12 protein-coding genes are annotated in these 18196 nt (G+C 72.2%); 8 read left to right on the plus strand and 4 right to left on the minus strand.

What is annotated here, in order from left to right:
* Positions 1 to 152: 152 nt before the first annotated feature.
* The 6 genes from ABD817_RS25345 to ABD817_RS25370 are packed head-to-tail and all read left to right on the plus strand — an operon-like array spanning position 153 to position 10930.
* The gene (locus ABD817_RS25345; RefSeq protein ID WP_344920632.1) at positions 153 to 1661 is read left to right on the plus strand and encodes a condensation domain-containing protein; all 1509 of its coding nucleotides are present in this window, start codon (positions 153 to 155) and stop codon (positions 1659 to 1661) included.
* Positions 1658 to 6256, plus strand: a complete 4599-nt coding sequence (locus tag ABD817_RS25350) for a non-ribosomal peptide synthetase (RefSeq protein ID WP_344920634.1) — start codon at positions 1658 to 1660, stop codon at positions 6254 to 6256. The genes ABD817_RS25345 and ABD817_RS25350 overlap by 4 nt, the downstream gene beginning before the upstream one ends.
* Complete coding sequence (locus tag ABD817_RS25355) at positions 6249 to 7673, plus strand: MFS transporter (protein ID WP_344920635.1); 1425 nt, start codon at positions 6249 to 6251, stop codon at positions 7671 to 7673. Before ABD817_RS25350 ends, ABD817_RS25355 begins: the two co-directional genes overlap by 8 nt.
* Complete coding sequence (locus ABD817_RS25360; RefSeq protein ID WP_344920636.1) at positions 7651 to 8694, plus strand: methyltransferase; 1044 nt, start codon at positions 7651 to 7653, stop codon at positions 8692 to 8694. The genes ABD817_RS25355 and ABD817_RS25360 overlap by 23 nt, the downstream gene beginning before the upstream one ends.
* Positions 8691 to 10232, plus strand: a complete 1542-nt coding sequence (locus ABD817_RS25365) for an FAD-dependent oxidoreductase (protein ID WP_344920637.1) — start codon at positions 8691 to 8693, stop codon at positions 10230 to 10232. Before ABD817_RS25360 ends, ABD817_RS25365 begins: the two co-directional genes overlap by 4 nt.
* The gene (locus ABD817_RS25370; RefSeq protein WP_344920638.1) at positions 10226 to 10930 is read left to right on the plus strand and encodes a DUF6875 domain-containing protein; all 705 of its coding nucleotides are present in this window, start codon (positions 10226 to 10228) and stop codon (positions 10928 to 10930) included. Before ABD817_RS25365 ends, ABD817_RS25370 begins: the two co-directional genes overlap by 7 nt.
* A gap of 74 nt (positions 10931 to 11004) precedes the next feature.
* On the opposite strand, the gene ABD817_RS25375 is transcribed toward ABD817_RS25370, so the two are convergent.
* The 4 genes from ABD817_RS25375 to ABD817_RS25390 form a co-directional block, all read right to left on the minus strand.
* Complete coding sequence (locus ABD817_RS25375) at positions 11005 to 12459, minus strand: glycoside hydrolase family 3 protein (protein ID WP_344920639.1); 1455 nt, start codon at positions 12457 to 12459, stop codon at positions 11005 to 11007.
* Positions 12460 to 12583: 124 nt separating this feature from the next.
* Positions 12584 to 13480, minus strand: a complete 897-nt coding sequence (locus ABD817_RS25380) for a carbohydrate ABC transporter permease (RefSeq protein ID WP_344920640.1) — start codon at positions 13478 to 13480, stop codon at positions 12584 to 12586.
* Complete coding sequence (locus tag ABD817_RS25385) at positions 13477 to 14490, minus strand: carbohydrate ABC transporter permease (RefSeq protein WP_344920641.1); 1014 nt, start codon at positions 14488 to 14490, stop codon at positions 13477 to 13479. The genes ABD817_RS25380 and ABD817_RS25385 overlap by 4 nt, the downstream gene beginning before the upstream one ends.
* A gap of 2 nt (positions 14491 to 14492) precedes the next feature.
* Positions 14493 to 15830 (minus strand): extracellular solute-binding protein, encoded by a 1338-nt coding sequence (locus tag ABD817_RS25390; protein ID WP_344920642.1) that lies wholly within the window; start codon positions 15828 to 15830, stop codon positions 14493 to 14495.
* A 207-nt stretch (positions 15831 to 16037) separates the two neighbouring features.
* Here ABD817_RS25390 and ABD817_RS25395 point away from each other — a divergent pair, with 207 nt between their 5' ends.
* Positions 16038 to 17216: an ROK family transcriptional regulator gene (locus ABD817_RS25395; protein WP_344920643.1), complete on the plus strand. Its 1179-nt coding sequence runs from the start codon at positions 16038 to 16040 to the stop codon at positions 17214 to 17216.
* Between the two features lie 157 nt (positions 17217 to 17373).
* Positions 17374 to 18018 (plus strand): M15 family metallopeptidase, encoded by a 645-nt coding sequence (locus tag ABD817_RS25400; RefSeq protein ID WP_344920644.1) that lies wholly within the window; start codon positions 17374 to 17376, stop codon positions 18016 to 18018.
* Positions 18019 to 18196: the final 178 nt, after the last annotated feature.

Below are 18196 nucleotides of genomic sequence, written 5' to 3' on the forward strand. Positions count from 1 at the left end.
CGCTTGTCTCAGGCGTACCACATGTGTAGCATTCGGTTTGCGTAAATAGACAAGAAACTTTCCTAATAATTGTTTGTCAAGACTGCATGTCAGGGGCGACGCGGCCCCCGGCGCCTGCCCGAAGTGAGTCACCCACGAGGGAGACGGACAGGATGTCGCACGGCCCCTTCGACCTGCGGGGAATCCCGCTGGCGCTTCACCTGAACGGTCCCGTCGACGTTCCGGCGCTGCTGGGCGCGTGCGCCGACGTGGCCGGCAGGCACCCGGTGCTCGGGCGGGTCAGGGTCACCCGCACGGAGTCGACCCCGGAGCGCTATCCCGGGGTCGCCGCGGCCGAGGCGGCGCGCCCGTTCGACCTGGAGCGCGGCCCGCTCGCCAGGTTCACGCTGGTCACGGTGGGGCCCGAGCGCGTCAGGCTGCTCTTCACGGCGCACGGGCGAGTGTTCGACGCGGACTCCAAGGACGTCCTGCTCCGCGACCTGGCCGACGCCTACTTCTCGCGGGCCACCCTGCCGGGGCCGACGTCGCACTCCTGCCCGGTCCCGTCGCCGTACGGCGCCTCGCAGGGCTCGCCGTCCGCGTGGACGGGGCGGCGCGGTGGCGCGGGGGTGGACGGCGGGGCCTCCCCGGCGCCGCCCGACTTCTGGAAGGGTGCCGAGGAGTTCTGGCGGGAGCGCGACCGCGAGCCCGCGGAGCTGGTCCTGCCCGGCCTGCGTGCCGTCCCACGCGGCACCGGGCCCGGGGAGATCGTCGAGATGGTGCTCGGCGGCGCGGAGTCCGGGGCCCTCACCGAGGCCGCCACGACACTCGGCGCGACCAGGTTCGAGCTGCTGCTGGCGGCGGTGGGCGTGCTGCTGCGCCGGTACGGCACCTCCGCGTCACCGCTCGCCCTCGACCTCGGCACCCGGACGTGCGAGACGCGCGACCGCGTCGGGCCGTTCGTGGCACGGGTGCCCTTCGTCCCGCACCCCGGACTCGACGAGGGGTTTCCCGGCTATCTGCGCACGGTCCGGGCCGAGCTCCGCGCCATGTACCGGTTCCGGCACGCGCCCCCGGAGCCGCCCTCCTCATCGGTGCTGCTCAGCTACCGCAGGAGGGCGGCCGTCCCGGAGTTCCCCGGTCTCGGAGCGGGCGTGGAGTGGACGGTCTTCAACGGGGCCGCCCACGGCGCGCTGCACCTCCAGGCGGTGGACGCCGGGCCGAGCCTCACCCTCGGCCTCCGCTTCAACCCCGCCGCGATCGGCCACGACGACGTGTCCGGGATCGCGGGTCACCTGCGCGCGCTGCTGCGCGCCGTCTCCGCGGAACCTCATGCGAAGGTCGCGGATCTGGCGGAACCACCCCACCCCACGTCCTCAGAGGAGTCTCCCGTGACCGACCTGTTCGTCCCGGCCCCCGGCACCGTGACGGAACCCCCCGCCGGGGAGGATCCGATCACCGCGCAGGTGCGGGAAATCTGGCAGGAGGTCCTCCGCCTCGACGACATCGGGCTGGACGAGGACCTCTACGACCTCGGCGGGCACTCGCTGACCATCACCCAGATCATCGCCAGGACCCGCCGCAGGCTCGGCGTGGAGGTCTCCCTGGACGTCTTCTTCGACAACCCCACCATCGCCGGCGTCGTCGAGGAGGTCACGCGTCTGCGGGGCGAGGTCGGGTGAGCACGCTCTCGTACGCCCAGGAGCGCCTGTGGTTCCTGGACCGGCTCACTCCCGGGGACGGGACGTACAACATGGTCGTCTGCGAGCGGCTCACCGGGCCGCTCGACGCCGACGCCCTGGAACGGGCACTGGGCGAGGTGGTGGCCAGGCACGAGGCGCTGCGGACCGTCTTCCCCGAGGTCGGGGGCTCCCCGGCCGCGAGGATCCTGGATCTCGCGCCGCTGGTCATGGAGAGGCTCGACCTGACCGGTGAGACGCCGGAGCTGGAGCGGGAGCTGGAGGCGTTGCTCGCCGAGCGGAGCAACCGGCCGTTCGACCTGGTCACCGGGCCGCTGCTGCGGGCGAGCCTGGTGCGTACCGGGCCCGGCGAGCACGTCCTGCTGGTCGTCGTGCACCACATCGCCGGGGACGCCTGGTCGATCGAGCAGGTCATGTTCGGGGAGCTGGCGTCGCTGTACCCGGCCTTCACCCTCGGGCTGCCGTCCCCCCTTCCGCCGCCCGCGCGGCAGTACGCCGACTACGTGCGCGAGCAGCGCGAGCACCCGGTGGACGTCGCCGCCGTGGTGCGCGAGCTCGACGGCGTCCCGGTGCTGGAACTGCCCACCGACCGGCCGCGCCCGGCTGTGCGGACCACCGAGGGCGACCTGGTGGTCCACCGGATCCCGCTGGAGCTGTGGCGGGACATCACCGGGATGGCGCGGGCCGAGCGGTGCACGCCGTTCATGGCCGTGCTCGCCGCCTACCAGGTGCTGCTCTCCCGCTACACCGGCCAGGACGACTTCTGCGTCGGCACCCCGATCGCGGGCCGCGCCGAGGAGGAGTTCGAGCAGGTCTTCGGCGTCTTCATCAACACCCTCGCCCTCCGCGCCGACCTGGCGGGCGACCCGACCTTCCGCGAGACGCTCAAGCGGGTGCGGCGGCGCGCCTTCACGATGTACGGCCACGCCGCGGTGCCGTTCGAGCACGTGGTGAACGAGCTGCGCCTCGACCGCGACCCGGCCAGGACCCCCGTGTTCCAGACGATGCTGATGCTGGGCAACCCGGACGCCGGATCGCTCGACCTCGACGGCGTGCGCACTGCGCCGGTGGCGTCGGGCCTGGCCGTGGCCAAGTTCGACCTCTCCCTGGACGTGATCGTCTATCCCACGCACGTCCAGCTGATGTTCTCCTACAACACCGGCCTGTTCGACCGGTCCACGGTGGAGCGGATGGCCGCCCAGCTGGAGACGCTGTTCCGGTCGATCGTCGCCGACCCGGGCCGCCGCCTGTCGCGGCTGGAGATCCTGCCCGCCGCCGAACGCGCGATCGTGCTCGGGGGTGTCCCGGTGCCGGAGAAGGGGGACGTGCTCTCGGGCGAGGCGGGGTGGGAGCCGGGGGACGTGCTCTCGGACGACTGGGACCCGAGGTCGGTCGCCTCGCTTCCGGGGGACCGGATGCGCGGGGGTACGCTCCCGGATGCCCAGGGGCTGGAGGCGGCCGGGGAGTCGCTCCTCGATCGGCTGATCGCCCGGCAGGCCGCCCGTACCCCCAAGGCCCCCGCCGTGATCACCCCCGCCGCTCCCGGCGGGGAGGGCGCCGTGCTCACGTACGGGGAGCTCGACCGGGCCTCGGACGCCGTGGCCGACCGGCTCCGGCCGCTGCTGGAGCGGTCACGGGAGACCGGCACCGCCGAGGACGGGGAGGCGCGGGTCGCGCTGGCGCTGGCCGCAGGGCCCGAGGCGATCGTGGCGCTGCTGGGGATCCTCAAGGCGGGCGCCGCCTACGTGCCGCTGGATCCGGCGCAGCCCGCCGAGCGGCTGGCGTACCTGCTGGCCGACTCCGGCGCGCGGGCGGCGATCGCGGACGGGGCGGAACTCGCCGGGTTCGCCGGGCCGGTCGTCAGCCGGGACGACCTCACCCTCTGGACCGACCTCTGGACGGACGGTGGCCCCGCTGGAACGACGGCGGGAGGCGCGGACGGCGAGGTGACGGGCGGGGCAAAGGGGAGCACGGACGGAGAGGTGACAGGTAGGGCGGCGGGAGGCGCGGACGGAGCGGAAGGAGAGGTGACGGGCGGGGCCGGGGGGAGCGTGGCGGGGCGTGAGCCCGGTGCCGGGCACCCCGACCGGGCCGCCTACGTGATCTACACCTCCGGATCCACCGGGCGCCCCAAGGGGGTCGTCGTCGGCCACCGCACGCTCGCCCACCTGGCCCGGTCGTTCCGGGACCTGCACGGGTTCGGGCCGGGGGAGCGGGTGCTGATGGTCCCGCCGCTCAGCTTCGACGCCTCGGCGGGGGACGTCTTCCCCGCCCTGATCAGCGGTGCCGCGCTGGTGCTGCACCCCGCTCCCGCCTCGCTGACCGGACCCGCCCTCGCCGCCCTCTGCGCGGAGCACTCGATCACCATGGTCGACACCGCCTCGGCGCTCTGGCAGCAGTGGGTGGAGGAGCTGGACGAGTTCGGCGCCCCGGTCACCACGATGATGGTCGGCGGCGAGAGCGTGCCGGTGGAACGCCTGCGGGCCTGGGCCGCGCTCACCGGCGGCCGGGTCGCGTTCCACAACCACTACGGGCCGACCGAGGCGACCGTCTGCGCCACCTCGTACCGCACGGTCGACGGCGCCGAGCTGGGCGCGGCCACGCACCTGCCGATCGGCGCCCCGCTGCCGCACGCCCGCGTGTACGTGCTTGACCGCCACGGCGAACCGGCCCCGATCGGGGTGCCGGGTGAGATCCACATCGGCGGCGAGTGTCTCGCCCACGGCTACCTGGGCCGTCCCGGGCAGACCGCCGGGCGCTTCCTGCCCGACCCGTTCTCACCCCGGGCCGGAGCGAGGATGTACGCCACGGGTGACCTGGGGAGATACCGGCCCGATGGGAACCTGGAGTTCCTGGGGCGCACCGACCGTCAGGTGAAGCTGCACGGTAACCGGATCGAGCCGGGAGAGGTCGAGGCGGCCTGCCTGGCCCACCCCGGCGTCCGCGAGGCCGTGGTCACCGCCGACGCCCGGCGGCTCATCGCCTACCTGGTGGGAGAGCGGCTCACCGTCGCCGAGCTGCGCGCGTTCCTCGCCGGGCGGCTTCCCGGCTACATGATGCCCGGCGCGGTCGTCACGCTGCCCGCGCTCCCGCTGACCTCGCACGGCAAGGTCGACTTCCGGGCGCTGCCCGAGCCGGACGCGGACGGGGAGGCCCCGCCGTACGAGCCGCCGAGGGAGGGCACCGAGCGGGTCATCGCCGCGATCTGGGCCGACGTGCTCGAGGCGGCCCCCGGCCGGGGGGACAACTTCTTCGACCTCGGCGGGCACTCGCTGCTGGCCCCGCAGATCGTCTCCAGGATCGCCGCGGAGCTGGGGGTGGCGGTCCCGATGACCGCGCTCTTCGCCGCGACCGACCTGGCCGGGCTCGCCACCGCCGTGGACGAGCGCGTCGGCCGCCCGGACCCCGGGGCGTGGGCCCCGGCCGCCGTGGACCTGTACGCGGAGGCGGTGCTGCCCGGCGACATCGCGTACACCGGGACGCCCGTCCCCGAGGGGCCGCCGCGCCGGGTACTGCTCACCGGCGCCACCGGCTTCCTCGGCGCGTACCTGCTCGCCGGGCTGCTGGGCACCACGGAGGCCGAGGTCCACTGCCTGGTCAGGGGGGACACCCCGGCCGATCGGCTGCGCGACAACCTCGGCAGGTACGGGCTCTGGGACGAGCGCTTCGACGGCAGGATCGTCCCGCACGCCGGGGACCTCGACCTGCCGGGCCTCGGCCTGCCCGCCGGGGAGTTCGCGGAACTGGCGGACTCGGCCGACCTGATCCTGCACAACGGGGCACTGGTCAACTTCGCCCTGCCCTACCGGCGGCTGCGCCGGGCGAACGTGGACGCCGTCCTGGAGATCCTGCGGCTGGCCGCGTCCGGCCGCGTCACCACCCCCGTCCACCTCGTCTCGACGCTCGGCGTACACCTGACCCCCGGGGAACGCACGGTCGGGGAGGACACCCCGCTGCCGGACCCCGGCCCGCTGCACCTGGGCTACGACCAGAGCAAGTGGGTCGCCGACCGGCTCGCGGGCGCCGCCAGGGAGACCGGGCTGCCGATCGCGATCCACCGCCCGGCCAGGGTCTCCGCCGACAGCCGCACCGGCCGGTCGGTGCCCGGCGACTTCCTCGGCCGCCTCTTCGCCACGTGCGCCCGCCTCGGCGCGGTGCCCGAGGGGGAACGGATCGACATGGCCCCGGTCGACCACGTCGCCTCGGCGATCGTGCACCTGGCGGCGAGCCGGGCCGTCGGCGACTTCCACTACCACAACCCGCGCGTGCTGACCTCGGAGGAACTCGCCGAGGGACTGCGCGAGCACGGCTTCCCGGTACGGCTCATGCCGGGCGTCCGGTGGCGGCGGCTGGTCCGCGACCGGCTGGAGGTCGGCGACGACCTGCCGATCGCCCCCTACCCGGCGTTCTTCGCCGAGTACGGCGCGCTGCCCGGCCCGTCCTTCGACTGCTCGGCCACCGAGGAGGTCCTCGCCGTCGCCGGGCTGGTCTGCCCTCCGGCGGACGGGAAACTGCTCGACCTCTATCTCGGTGACCTCATCGGCACCGGAGTCCTCGCGGGAGACAGCCGTGCATGACGGGATACGCAGGTTCGTCGTCATCTGGGCGGCGCAGCTGCTGTCGATCATCGGGTCGAGCCTGACGGGGTTCGTGCTGGGCGTCTGGGTCTACCAGCGCAACGGCTCGGCCACCGAATTCGTGCTGATCATGCTGTGCGCGGTGCTGCCCGAGGTGCTGCTCTCCCCGCTCGCCGGGTCACTGGCCGACCGGTGGGACCGCAGGCGGATGCTGATGGCCGCCGACGCCGGGGCCGCCGCGGTCACCGGCGCCCTCGCGCTGCTTCTCGTCTACGGCTCGCTGGAGGTCTGGCACGTCTACGTGATCACGGTGGCCGGGGCCGTCTTCGGGACCTTCCACATGGCCGCGTACCACGCGATGATGCCGCTGATCATGCCGCAGTGGCACCTGGGCAGGGCGAACGGCCTGATGCAGGTCGCCGACTCGGTGAAGATCGCGGCGCCGCTGCTGGCGGGAACGCTCCTGGTCACGGTGGGTGTCACCGGCGTGGTCGTGATCGACCTGGTCACCTTCCTGCTCACCCGGGCGGTCATGTTCGCCGTACGGCTGCCGCGCGAGGTCACCCGCCCCGGAGCCTCGGCCGCGCCCGAGCCGCTGCGCGGGGACCTGCTGTTCGGCTGGCGCTACCTGCGGGCCAGGCGCGGGCTGTTCCAGCTGGTCATGGTGCTGGCCGCGTACAACCTGTTCTTCGGGATGTCCGGCGTGCTGGTCCAGCCGCTGATCCTGTCGTTCGGATCGGCCGCGGTGCTCGGGGCGCTGATGTTCGCGGGCGGCGCGGGGGTCTTCGCCGGGGGGCTGGTGCTGAGCGCGTGGGGCGGGCCGAGGCGGCGGGTGCGCGGTGTCGCGGTGTTCGTCGCCCTGGGAGGGGTGCTGCTCGCCCTGCACAGCCTCGCGCCCTCGCCCTGGCTGATCGCGGTGGTGGCGCCCGCCTTCCTGTTCACGCTGCCGTTCGTGCAGGGCACCGGGATGACCGTACTGCAGATCAAGACCGACCCCGCGGCGCTCGGCCGGGTGCTCAGCACGGTCCGCGCGCTCACCCAGACGGCCACGGTGCTCACCTACCTGGCCGCGGGACCGCTGGCCGACCGGGTCTTCGAACCGATGCTCGCCCCCGGCGGGGCGCTCTCCGGAACCCTCGGCGCCGTGATCGGCACGGGCGAGGGACGGGGCATCGCGGCGATCTTCCTGGTCACCGGCCTGTGCCTGGTGCTGCTCGCGCCGCTCGCCTACCTCCGGCCCCGCCTGCGGAAGGTGGAGTCCGAACTGCCCGACGCCGAGGACGTGCACGCCCCTCCGGAACCCGGCGCGGAACCCGTCCCGGAAGACGGTGGGGAAGCCACCCCGAGGACCACCCCGGGAACCGATGTCGCGCGAGCCGCGCAAGGAGACAGCGATGCCGCTCTATCTCGACCCTGAGGAACTCCGCGGGGCGCCGGGCGCCCACATCGACCTGATCGGCGCGATGGCGTTCCGGGCGGCGGGGGCCGCCCAGCGCCTGGGGGTCTTCGAGACGCTCATGCCCGGCCCCCTCTCCGTGGCGGAGCTGGCGGCCAGGACGTGCACCGACCCGGCGGGGCTCGCCGTACTGCTGGAGGCGCTCGCCTCCTTCGGCTACCTCGACCGGACCCCCGGCCGGGCGGGGGTGTACGGCAACAGCCCGATGGTGGCGGGCACCCTGGACCGGCGGAGCCCGTGGAGCTACGCCCCGGCCCTGGCCTTCTGGCAGGACGTGCTCGCCGAGCTCTGGGACGGCCTGGAGGAGTCGGTGCGGACCGGCGCCCCCCAGGTCGACTTCTACGCCTGGCTCGAGGAACGGCCCAGGACACTGGCCGAGTTCCAGAGCATGCTCGACGGGATGGCCGCCGGGCTCGCCCCGCTGGTCGCCGCGAGCGCGCCGCACCCCGGGGAGCGCCTGCTCGACGTCGGTGGCGGGCACGCCCGCTACAGCGTCGCGTTCTGCCAGGCGTACCCCGGGCTCACCGCGACGATCGCCGACCTGCCGAACGCCCTGGAGGGCGGCCGGGCCAGGATCGAGGCGGCCGGGCTGGGCGACCGCGTCACCCTGCTCCCGGGCGACCTGGCCGACCCCGGCGTCGACCTCGGTGCCGGACACGACACCGCGCTGCTGTTCAACCTCTGCCACGGGTTCGACGAGGCGGGCAACCGCGCGCTGTTCAAGCGGGTGGCGGGCGCGTTGCGTCCCGGCGGCGCGGTGGTCGTGCTGGAGACCTTCGCCGACCTGCCCGAGGGCACGCCCGCGACGGTCGAGGCGTTCATCCGGGCCTTCAGCCTCAACCTCGCCACCACCCAGGGCGGCAGGATCCACTCCTTCGCCGACATCGCCGCATGGCTGTCCGACTCCGGATTCGGCCGGATCGAGCGGCGGCACGCCGACGGCCCCAACGAACTGCTCGTCGCCCGCCTGGAGACCGCATGAAGATCACTGTCATTGGAGCGGGTCCCGCGGGCACCCTCCTCGCCTGCTACCTGGCCGGGCGCGGGTTCCGGGTGGAGGTCTACGAGCGGCGGGCCGACCCCCGGCTGATCGACGAGGACGAGAGCAGGTCGATCAACCTCGGCCTGTCCGCCAGGGGCATCGCCGCGCTCACCGACATCGGCCTGATGGACACCCTGTGGCCGCTCACCGTCCCGATGCGCGGCCGGGCCATCCACCTGCCCGGCGGCGCGGTGCCGTTCCAGCCCTACGGCGCCCACGAGGGGGAGATCCTCCACTCGGTCCTGCGCCACGACCTGATCACCACGCTCGTCGACCACGCCGAGGCCCAGCCGGGGGTGACCTTCCACTTCCGGCACCGGCTGGTCGGCCTGGACCGCGAGACGGCCGCCGCCCACCTCGTCCACGAGGAGACCGGGGACGAGAGCACCGTCGAAGGCGACGCGGTGATCGGCGCGGACGGCGCGTTCTCGCAGGTGCGGGCGCACATGCAGCACGGGCTGCGGGCCGACCACCACCAGGAGTTCCTGGAGTGGGGTTACAAGGAACTCACCATCCCCGCCGCCGACGACGGATCGGCCAGGACCAGGCTGGAGGCCCTGCACGTCTGGCCCGGCGAGGACGCCCTCATCGTCGCCCACCCCAACCGGGACAACTCGCTCACCGGCACGCTCTTCCTGCCCGTCGAGCGGTTCGGCGAGATCACCGACCCCGAGGAGTTCCTCGGGGAACGGTTCCCGGACACGCTCGACCTGATGCCCCACCTGGCCAAGGAGTACGCCGAGCACCCGGTGGGGCACCTGGTGTCGATCCGCACCTCGCCCTGGCACCACCGGGACCGGGTGGCGCTCATCGGCGACGCCTGCCACGCCGTCTACCCCTTCTACGGCCAGGGCATGAACTCGGCGCTCGAGGACTGCACGGTCCTCGACCGCTGCGTGGGCGACCACCCCGGGGACCTCGGGGCCGCCTTCGCCGAGTACCAGCGGCTGCGCAAACCGCACACCGACGTGCTCGACGAGCTGTCCAAGCAGAACTTCGTGGAACTGCGCGACCGGCTCAGGTCCCCGCTGCACCTGCTGCGCAAGAAGGCGGACCTGCTGCTCGCCCGGACACTCCCCGGCCGGTGGGTCCCGCTCTACACGATGATCTCCCACACCACCGTCCCGTACGCGGACGCGCTCGCCCGCGCCCGGCGGCAGGACGCGCTCCTGCGCCGGGCGGGGGCGGCGGTGGCCGTCGCAGGGCTGCTCGCCGCCGCCCCGGCCGTCGTCCGCCTCGCGCGCGGCTCCGGCCGCTCTCCAGACGGCACCGGCCGCATTCCTGCCGTACGCGCCGCACACGTCGTACGCGGTGCCGACCCCGCATCTCTCGTACGTGCCGCCGACGCCGCACACGTCGCGCGTGGTGCCGACCCCGCACCCCGCACCGTCTTCGCGCGTCTCGTACGCCTCACGCGCTTCGCACGTCGCGCACGCCTCGCACAGCGAAACACCCGGAAGGGCGAACCACCATGCTGACCGATCCCGCGGATCCCTCCCGCGTCCTCCTGGAGACCGCCGATCTGGCCGGTGACCACGATCTGGTCCTGCGCTACCGCACCCCGCTCAGGGAGATCGTCACCTGGGCACGAGAGTACCTCTGCCGCCCCCACGAGGAACTGGGCAGGAAGGGGCCCGTCTGCCCGTACGCCCAGACCGCGCTGGAGCGCGGCACCTTCTACCTGGCGGTCCGCCCCGGGCGGCCCGGCGGGCCCGAGGCCGCCGAGACCCTCGCCGGCTACCGCGACTGGTTCCCGAGGCTGCCCGCGACGCCGGGGGTGTCCGCGCAGTACCGCACGATCCTCGTCCTCTTCCCCGACCTGCCGGAGCCCGAGGCCGCGGCGGTGATCGACCACGCGCAGGAGACGCTCAAGTCGCGCTACGTCTCGGAGGGGCTGATGATCGGGGAGTTCTACCCCGGCCCGCCGCCCAAGGCGGGGCTGTGGAACCCCGCCTTCCTCCCGCTGGGCAGCCCGGTCCCGCTGCTGGCGATCCGGCACATGGTCGCCACCGACTTCCCGTTCCTGCGTGACGACCCCGCGCAGGTCGCGGCGTACCTGGAACGTTTCGGCGACCGTCCGCCGGCCGCCCTCAGGACGGAGATCCAGGCCGTCGCCGGCCGCTACGGCCTGGTGCCCGGGAACGCGTCCCGCGCGCCGTCCCTCACGGCCTCCTGACCCGGTCTTCCTTCGCGAGAAAGGACACGGCCCGTCCCCGCGAGAACCGAGGGGACGGGCCGTGTCGTGGGACGTCAGACGCCGAGGAGCTCGGCGGCGGCCTGGGCGTTGGCGCGGGCGGCGCCGTAGGTGGCCAGGTAGGTGACCCCCTCCGGACGCCAGATCGGCAACCCCATCTCGACCACCGTGGCGTCGGGGCGGGCGGCCAGCAGCGCGGAGACCACCGACTGGCTGACCTCGTAGCGGTGGGCGTCCTTGACGACGACGATCAGGGAACGTCCCGAGGCGCGCTCCAGGATGTCCGCCACGTCGGCCACCTCCGGCTTGACCCGCAGCACCTCCGCCTGCGGCAGCAGCGGCGTGAAGCCCCACGGCACGTCGCCGACCGCGATGGTCGGCGGGGTGTCCACCTCGACCACCAGCGGGTCGACCAGGGGGGCGGCCGAACCGGTGAGGCTGACCGCGCGACGGGCGGCGGTGAGGCCGATCACGTCCCGCTCGGCCTCGCCGGTGCGGGGCGTGCCGAACCAGGCGCGCAGGGCGGCGACCCGCTCGGCCGCCGCCTCCAGGCGGGCCGCGGGGAGCCGTCCGTCGTGGACGGCCGCGACGATCTCGTCCACGATGAGGCGGACGTCGTCCTCGGTGGGGATCGGGCCGAGGCAGAGCAGGTCGGCTCCGGCGGCGAGGGAGAGCACCGAGCCCCCGGCGAGGCCGTAGGCGGCGGTGACGGCCTTCATGTCGAGGGCGTCGGTGATGATCACGCCCTCGTAGCCCATCTCGCCGCGGAGCAGCCCGGTGAGGGCGGCGGGGGAGAGCGTCGCGGGAAGCGCGCCGGTGACGGCGGGGACGCGGACGTGCGCGGTCATGATGGACCTGGTCCCGGCCTCGATCGCGGCGCGGAAGGGCGCCAGCTCGCGTTCGCGCAGCAACTCCACGGAGGCGTCGACGAGCGGGACCTCCAGGTGGGAGTCCTGCCGGGTCGAGCCGTGGCCGGGGAAGTGCTTGACGCAGGCGGCCACCCCCGCCGACTGCAGGCCGTGGACCGCGGCGACGGTGTGCCGGGCGACGAGCGCGGTCTCCGCCCCGAACGAGCGGGTGCCGATCACCGGGTTGTCGGCGGCGGTGTTGACGTCCGCGGACGGAGCCATGTCCAGGTTGACGCCGCAGCGGGCCAGGTCGTCGCCGATGGACCGGTAGACCCGCCGGGTGAGCTCGACGTCGTCCACGGCGCCGAGGGCGGCGTTGCCGGGGTACGGGCTGCCGACGTGGTAGGCGAGCCGGGTGACGTCACCCCCCTCCTCGTCCAGGGATATGACCGGATCGGCGGACGCGCGCAGACGGGAGGTGAGCGTGGACAGCTGTGCGGCGTCGGCGACGTTGAAGCCGAAGAGCGTGACGCCGCCGAGACCGTTCTCCAGCTCCCGCAGGACCCACTCGGGTGCCTCGGTGCCCTGGAACGCGGCGAGCAGCGTGCCGGCCGCGAGACGACGCAGCCCCTGATCGCCGCGTTCCGCGATGAACTCAGACATGGCGGTAGGTGTTCCTTACCTGAGATGTAGGGGGGTGTCGGACATGGGAGTAAACAATGTGAAAACAGACAGAGCTGGTACGGCCCGCGCCTTGTGGGTGCGTGCCGTACCAGCACCGATGGGATCAGCCCTTGACGGCGCCCGCGACAAGTCCGGAGACCATCCGCCGCTGCACCAGCAGGAAGAAGATGATGACCGGGATGGTCATCAGGGTGGAGGCGGCCATGATGGCGCCCCAGTCCACCGACCGCTGGCTGACGAAGTAGCGCAGCGCCACGGGCATGGTGTAGTTGCCCTGGTCGCCGATGAGCGTCAGCGCGAACACGAACTCGTTCCACGCGGTGATGAACGAGAAGATGCTGGTCGCCACCAGGCCGGGGGCCACCAGCGGGAACAGCACCCTCCAGAAGGTGGCGAACCGGCTCGCGCCGTCGATCCAGGCGGCCTCCTCCAGCTCCTTGGGCACCGCCGCGACGAAGGTGCGCAGCATCCAGATGGCGAACGGCAGCGTCATGGCGACGTTCACCACGACGAGGCCGAGGAGCTGGTCGTACAGCCCGGCCCGCCTGACCATCATGAACAGCGGGATGAGCAGCGCCTCGCCGGGGACCATCTGCACGATGAGCAGCAGGATCAGGAACGAGGTGCGCCCGCGGAAGCGGAAGCGGGCCACCGCGGTCGCCGCGAGCAGGGAGAACACCGCGCCGATGAGCACGGTGCCGAGGGCGACGATGGAGCTGTTGAGCAGATACTGCCAGATGGAGTGGCCCGCGACGCCCTCGGTGAAGACCCGCGTCACGTGTTCGAGCGTGGGGTCGGTGGGGAACGGGATGAAGTCCGTCGTGAAGATCTGCTCGCGGCTCTTGAAGGCCGTGCTCACCATCCAGTAGACGGGGAACACCGCGAACAGGAACACCACGATGGCCAAGGTGTTCAGGCCGGCCCTGCCGAGTTTCTTGCGCCTCTTGAGGCTGCCCTGCGTCCCGTACGCGGGCTTCCCGCGCGTGTCGTAGGTGGTCATCGCACGTCCTCCGTCTTCACGATCTGGCGGACGTAGAAGAAGGTGATGACGAGCAGGATCAGCGTCAGCACCACCGCGATGGCCGCGCCCATGCCCATCTTGGGCGGCGCGCTGAAGGCCTGGGTGAAGGCGAAGAGCGACAGGTTGAACGCCTCCCGGTTGGACGTGCCGCCCGCCAGCACGAACAGCTGGGTGAAGACCTTGAAGTCCCAGATCACCGAGAGCACCGTGAGCACCGCGAAGACCGGCTTCAGCAGCGGGAAGGTGATCTTCCAGAAGATCCGCCACGCGGAGGCGCCGTCCACCCTGGCGGCCTCGTACAGCTCCTGGGAGATGCTCTTCAGCCCGGCCAGGATCGAGACGGCGATGAACGGGAACGACGCCCAGACCACCGCGATGATCAGCACGATGTAGATGGTGAACGCATCGTTGAGCCACGGCTCGCCGGTCCAGTCGGAGCGGCCGAACAGCAGGGAGGAGAACCAGTCGGGCAGCGCGTTGAGCGCCCAGTTGACGACGCCCGACTCCGCGTCGAACAGCCAGCGCCAGATGATCGCGGTGGCGATCTGCGGGGTGGCCCAGGCGGCCATGATGCCGACGATCAGGAAGGTCGACATCTTCTTGCCCAGCTTGTGCAGGAGCAGGCCGACCAGGGTGCCGAGGATCAGGGTGAGCGCCACCGTGACGACGGCGAAGACGACGGTGTTGCGGAGGGAGGTCCAGAACAGCTCGGACTCGATCAGCTTCTGGTAGTTCTCGAAGCCGACGGACTCGGCCGGCACTCCCCGGATCTGTCGCAGTCCCACGTTCTGGAAGGACATGACGACCATCTGGTACAGCGGGTAGAGCAGCAGACCGGCGATGACGAGCAGGCCGGGGACGAGCAGCGCGTAGGGGACCACCCAGGCGGGCAGTCCGCTGGACGTGCGCGGGGGCGTGGCGCCTCGGTGCCCCCGCGCCGGGACGGAGGGGGTGCCCCCGTCCCGGGCGATGGTTGAGGTGTTCGCCATGGTTACTGGTTCAGGATCTCTTCGAGTTCCTTGTTGGCGTCGGTCAGCGCGGTGTCGACGTCCTTCTTACCCTCGATGACCGAGCGGGCCGCGCTCTGCAGGACGGCCTTGGTGTCGTTCGCCTCGGCCCAGTTGGTGTCGTTCGGGAAGCCCTTGGCGACCTTGAAGGTCTCGGCGAACGGCGCCTGCACCGGGTCGGCCGCGTACTCGGTCAGCGCCTCCGGGTAGAGCGGCAGCAGGCCACCCTCCTTGGCGTAGCGGGTGCCGAACTCCTTGCCGGCGGCGAGCTTGACGTACTCGGCGGACAGCTCGACGTTCTTGGTGTCCTTCCAGATGGCGATGTCGTTGCCGCCCTGGAAGGCCGGGGCCGGGCCGCTGCCGTCCTTGGCCGGGAGCGAGAAGAACGCCATCTTCGCGTCGTCGACCTTGCCGCCGCTCTGCTCCTTGATGGTGGTGATGTCCCAGCCGCCGGTCACGTACATGCCGACCTTGCTGTTGGCGAAGCGGGTCGCGATGTCCACCGAGTTCTGGGTGAGGGCGGACTTGCGCGAGACGCCGTGCTTGGTCACCAGGTCGGTGTAGTACTGGAAGCCCTCCTTGAAGCCGGGCTCGGTCAGCTTGCCGACCCACTTGCCGCCCTCGAACGCGGCGAAGTCGCCACCGGCCGACCAGACGAACGGCGACAGCGACATGTTGGCGTCGGAGCCGCCGTTGAAGGCGAAGCCGTCGACGTCCTTGCCCTTCTCGGCGACGATCTTCTTGCCCGCCGCGACGAGGTCCTCCCAGGTCTTGGGCACCTCGATCTTCAGGTCCTCGAACCAGTCCTTGCGGTAGAGGACGGCGCGGGTGCCGCCACCCCACGGGGCGGCGTAGATCTTGCCGTCCACCGTCTCGTAGCCCCACAGGTTCTGCGGGATCTGCTGGAAGTCGGGCGCGCCCTTGACGATGTCGGTGATGTCGGTCAGCGCGTCCTGCGCGACCCACGCGGCCACCTGGTCGTTGCCGAATTCGGTGACGTCGGGGCCCTCGCCGCCGGCGAGCGCCGCGGTCCACTTGGCCTGCGCGTCGGGCCAGGGCACCCACTGGAGCTTGACGTCGGCGCCGGTGGTCTCCTTGAACTTGGCGTTCAGGTCGGCCATCAATTTGTTCTGCTTCTCGTCCGGAGCGCCAAGGCGCCAGACGGTCAGCGTCTGACCTGCGAACTTGGGGCCGGACGCGGCGGGTGCCGTCGCGTCGGAGCCGGCGGCCGGGGCGGCAGGTTCACTGCTGCCACACGCGGCGAGACCCAGGGCGAGGGCGGCCGTGGTGGCCGTCGTGGTGGCGATTCTCGCGAACTTCACTGGAGTTCTCCCTTTCAGGCTTTCGCCGGGGTTTGCGCTCATCTGTTATGGCCGGGGTCCCCGTGACCCTCTGCACTCAATGGGAGCGGTCGGAACTACCGCAACCCGCGGTTCCGATCGCTTGCCTGCGGGCTGACTGGGGTTAAACTAACAAGAAACTTTATTAAAAGAAACGATCGTTAGCGGATCGTGACGGGGAGGACGGCCTTGCCCACACGCCCGGGAACCCCCCGGCTGCTGCGCCAGCTCAACGACCGCGCGGCGCTGGAACTCCTGCTGTCCAGCGGCCCTCTCACCCGGGCTGAGCTGGGAGAATACACCGGGCTCTCCAAAGTGACCGCCGGTCAGCTGCTCTCCAGACTGGAGGAGCGCGACCTCGTCACGGTGGTCGGCGAGCAGGCGGGCGGGCGCGGCCCCAACGCCGCGCTCTACGGGGTGGTGCCCTCCTGCGCGTACGTGGTCGGACTCGACGTACTGCCCGACAGGATCAGCGCCGGGGTCGCCGACATCACCGGCGCCCTCGTCGCCGAGGTCTCCGCCGACCCCAGCGGGCACGACGACCCGGCACGGCTCGTGCGCAGCGCGGTCGGCCGGGCGTGCGAGTCGGCGGGTATCGGCGTCGACCGGCTGCGCGCCTTCGTGATCGGCACCCGGGGTGTCGTCGACCCCTGCAGCGGCGACGTACGTTTCTCCCTCGACCTGCCCTCCTGGCACAACGGCGTGCTCGCCGAGCTCCGCCGCGACCTCGGCGTCCCGGTCACGATAGAGAACGACGTGAACCTGGCCGCGCTGGCCGAGCGCGCCTACGGGGCGGCGCTGGGCGTCGACGACTTCGTGCTCGTCTGGGCGGGGGTCGGGCAGGGACTCGGCGTCATGCTGGGCGGACGGCTGCACCGCGGCTTCACCGGCGGCGCGGGCGAGATCGGCTGGCTCCCCGTGCCCGGCGAGCCGCTCCCCACCGACGTGAGCGAGCCCCAGTCGGGCTCGTTCCAGCGCCTGGTCGGCGGCGACGCCGTGACCGGGCTCGCGAACGCCCACGGCATCGGCTCCGCCTCGGGGGCCGACGCCGGTTCCGTGGGAGACCGCGTCCGTACGGCCGTCGCGGAGGGCGCCGAAGCGTTCCTGGACGAGCTGGCCGGACGACTGGCCGTCGGCGTCGCCGCCGTCGCGGTCGTCCTGGACCCCGGACTGATCGTGCTCAGCGGCGACGTCGGCAGGGCCGGGGGAGACGCGCTCGCCGCCAGGGTGCAGGACGCGGTGGCCCGGTTCTGCCCGAGCCAGCCCAGGGTGGTGGTCTCGCGGGTCAGGGGCAACCCCGTACTGCGCGGCGCCCTGGTGTCGGCGCTCCAGCAGGCCCGCGAGCAGGTGTTCTCGGACACGGTCTGACGTCCCGTGCCGTGGTCGCTGCCGGTGCCGGTCACGATGGGAACGGGGGCGGACCGGCGTTGTTCCCTTCCGGGCACAGGGACGGGCACGGCACGGTACTCCCGTTCCCTCCTGAGCGGGGTCCGCGCATCGTGGCGCTTGGGGAAGAATTGCCGCCATGCGTGACATCGTTCTGATCTCCGATCCCCGAGTCGCCTCGATCCCCGTCGAGGAGTCAGGAGAACAGCTGGTCGACGTACGGGGGCGGCTGCGGACGGACGGGCGGCTCGCCGACCCCGAGGGCGCCTTCGCCCATCTGCGGCTCGGGCTGCTGACCCGGCTGGAGGAGGCACAGGCGCAGCTTCCCACCGGATACCGGCTGCTGGTCGTGGAGGGGTACCGGCCACCGGCGACGCAGAAGGAGATCTTCGACGGCTACTCGGCGGAGCTCCGGGCGCTGTATCCGGAGATGTCACCCGCGGAGCTGCGGGCCGCCGCCAGCCGCTACGTGTCACCCGTCGAGATCGCCCCGCACACCGCGGGAGCGGCGGTCGACCTCACCCTGTCCACCGAGGACGGGACCGAGCTCGACATGGGCACCCGGCTCAACGCCACCCCCGAGCAGAGCGACGGCGCCTGCTACACCGACGCCCCCGGCCTGTCGCCCGAGGCCCGCCACCACCGCAAACTCCTCGGCGTCACCCTGGAGGCCGCCGGACTGGTCAACTACCCCACCGAATGGTGGCACTGGTCCTACGGCGACCGCTACTGGGCCCTGGCCACCGCCTCCCGAGCCGCCCTCTACGGCCCGGTCTCCATCTGACCCCGTACGGCGGTTGGGAGCGGTATTTCGCGACCATGGGATTGTGCTGTTCAACAAATACGGCATTGGCTTGTTCCGGCGAATCCTTATCAACTGGCATTGCCCTTTTCCTCGGTAGGAACATCCCTCGGCACTGGCATGCCAAACCAGCGTTACTTTGCCGTGCGCTCCTCAAAGA

The sequence above is a fragment of the Streptosporangium oxazolinicum genome, from assembly GCF_039537505.1.
Classification (GTDB): domain Bacteria; phylum Actinomycetota; class Actinomycetes; order Streptosporangiales; family Streptosporangiaceae; genus Streptosporangium; species Streptosporangium oxazolinicum.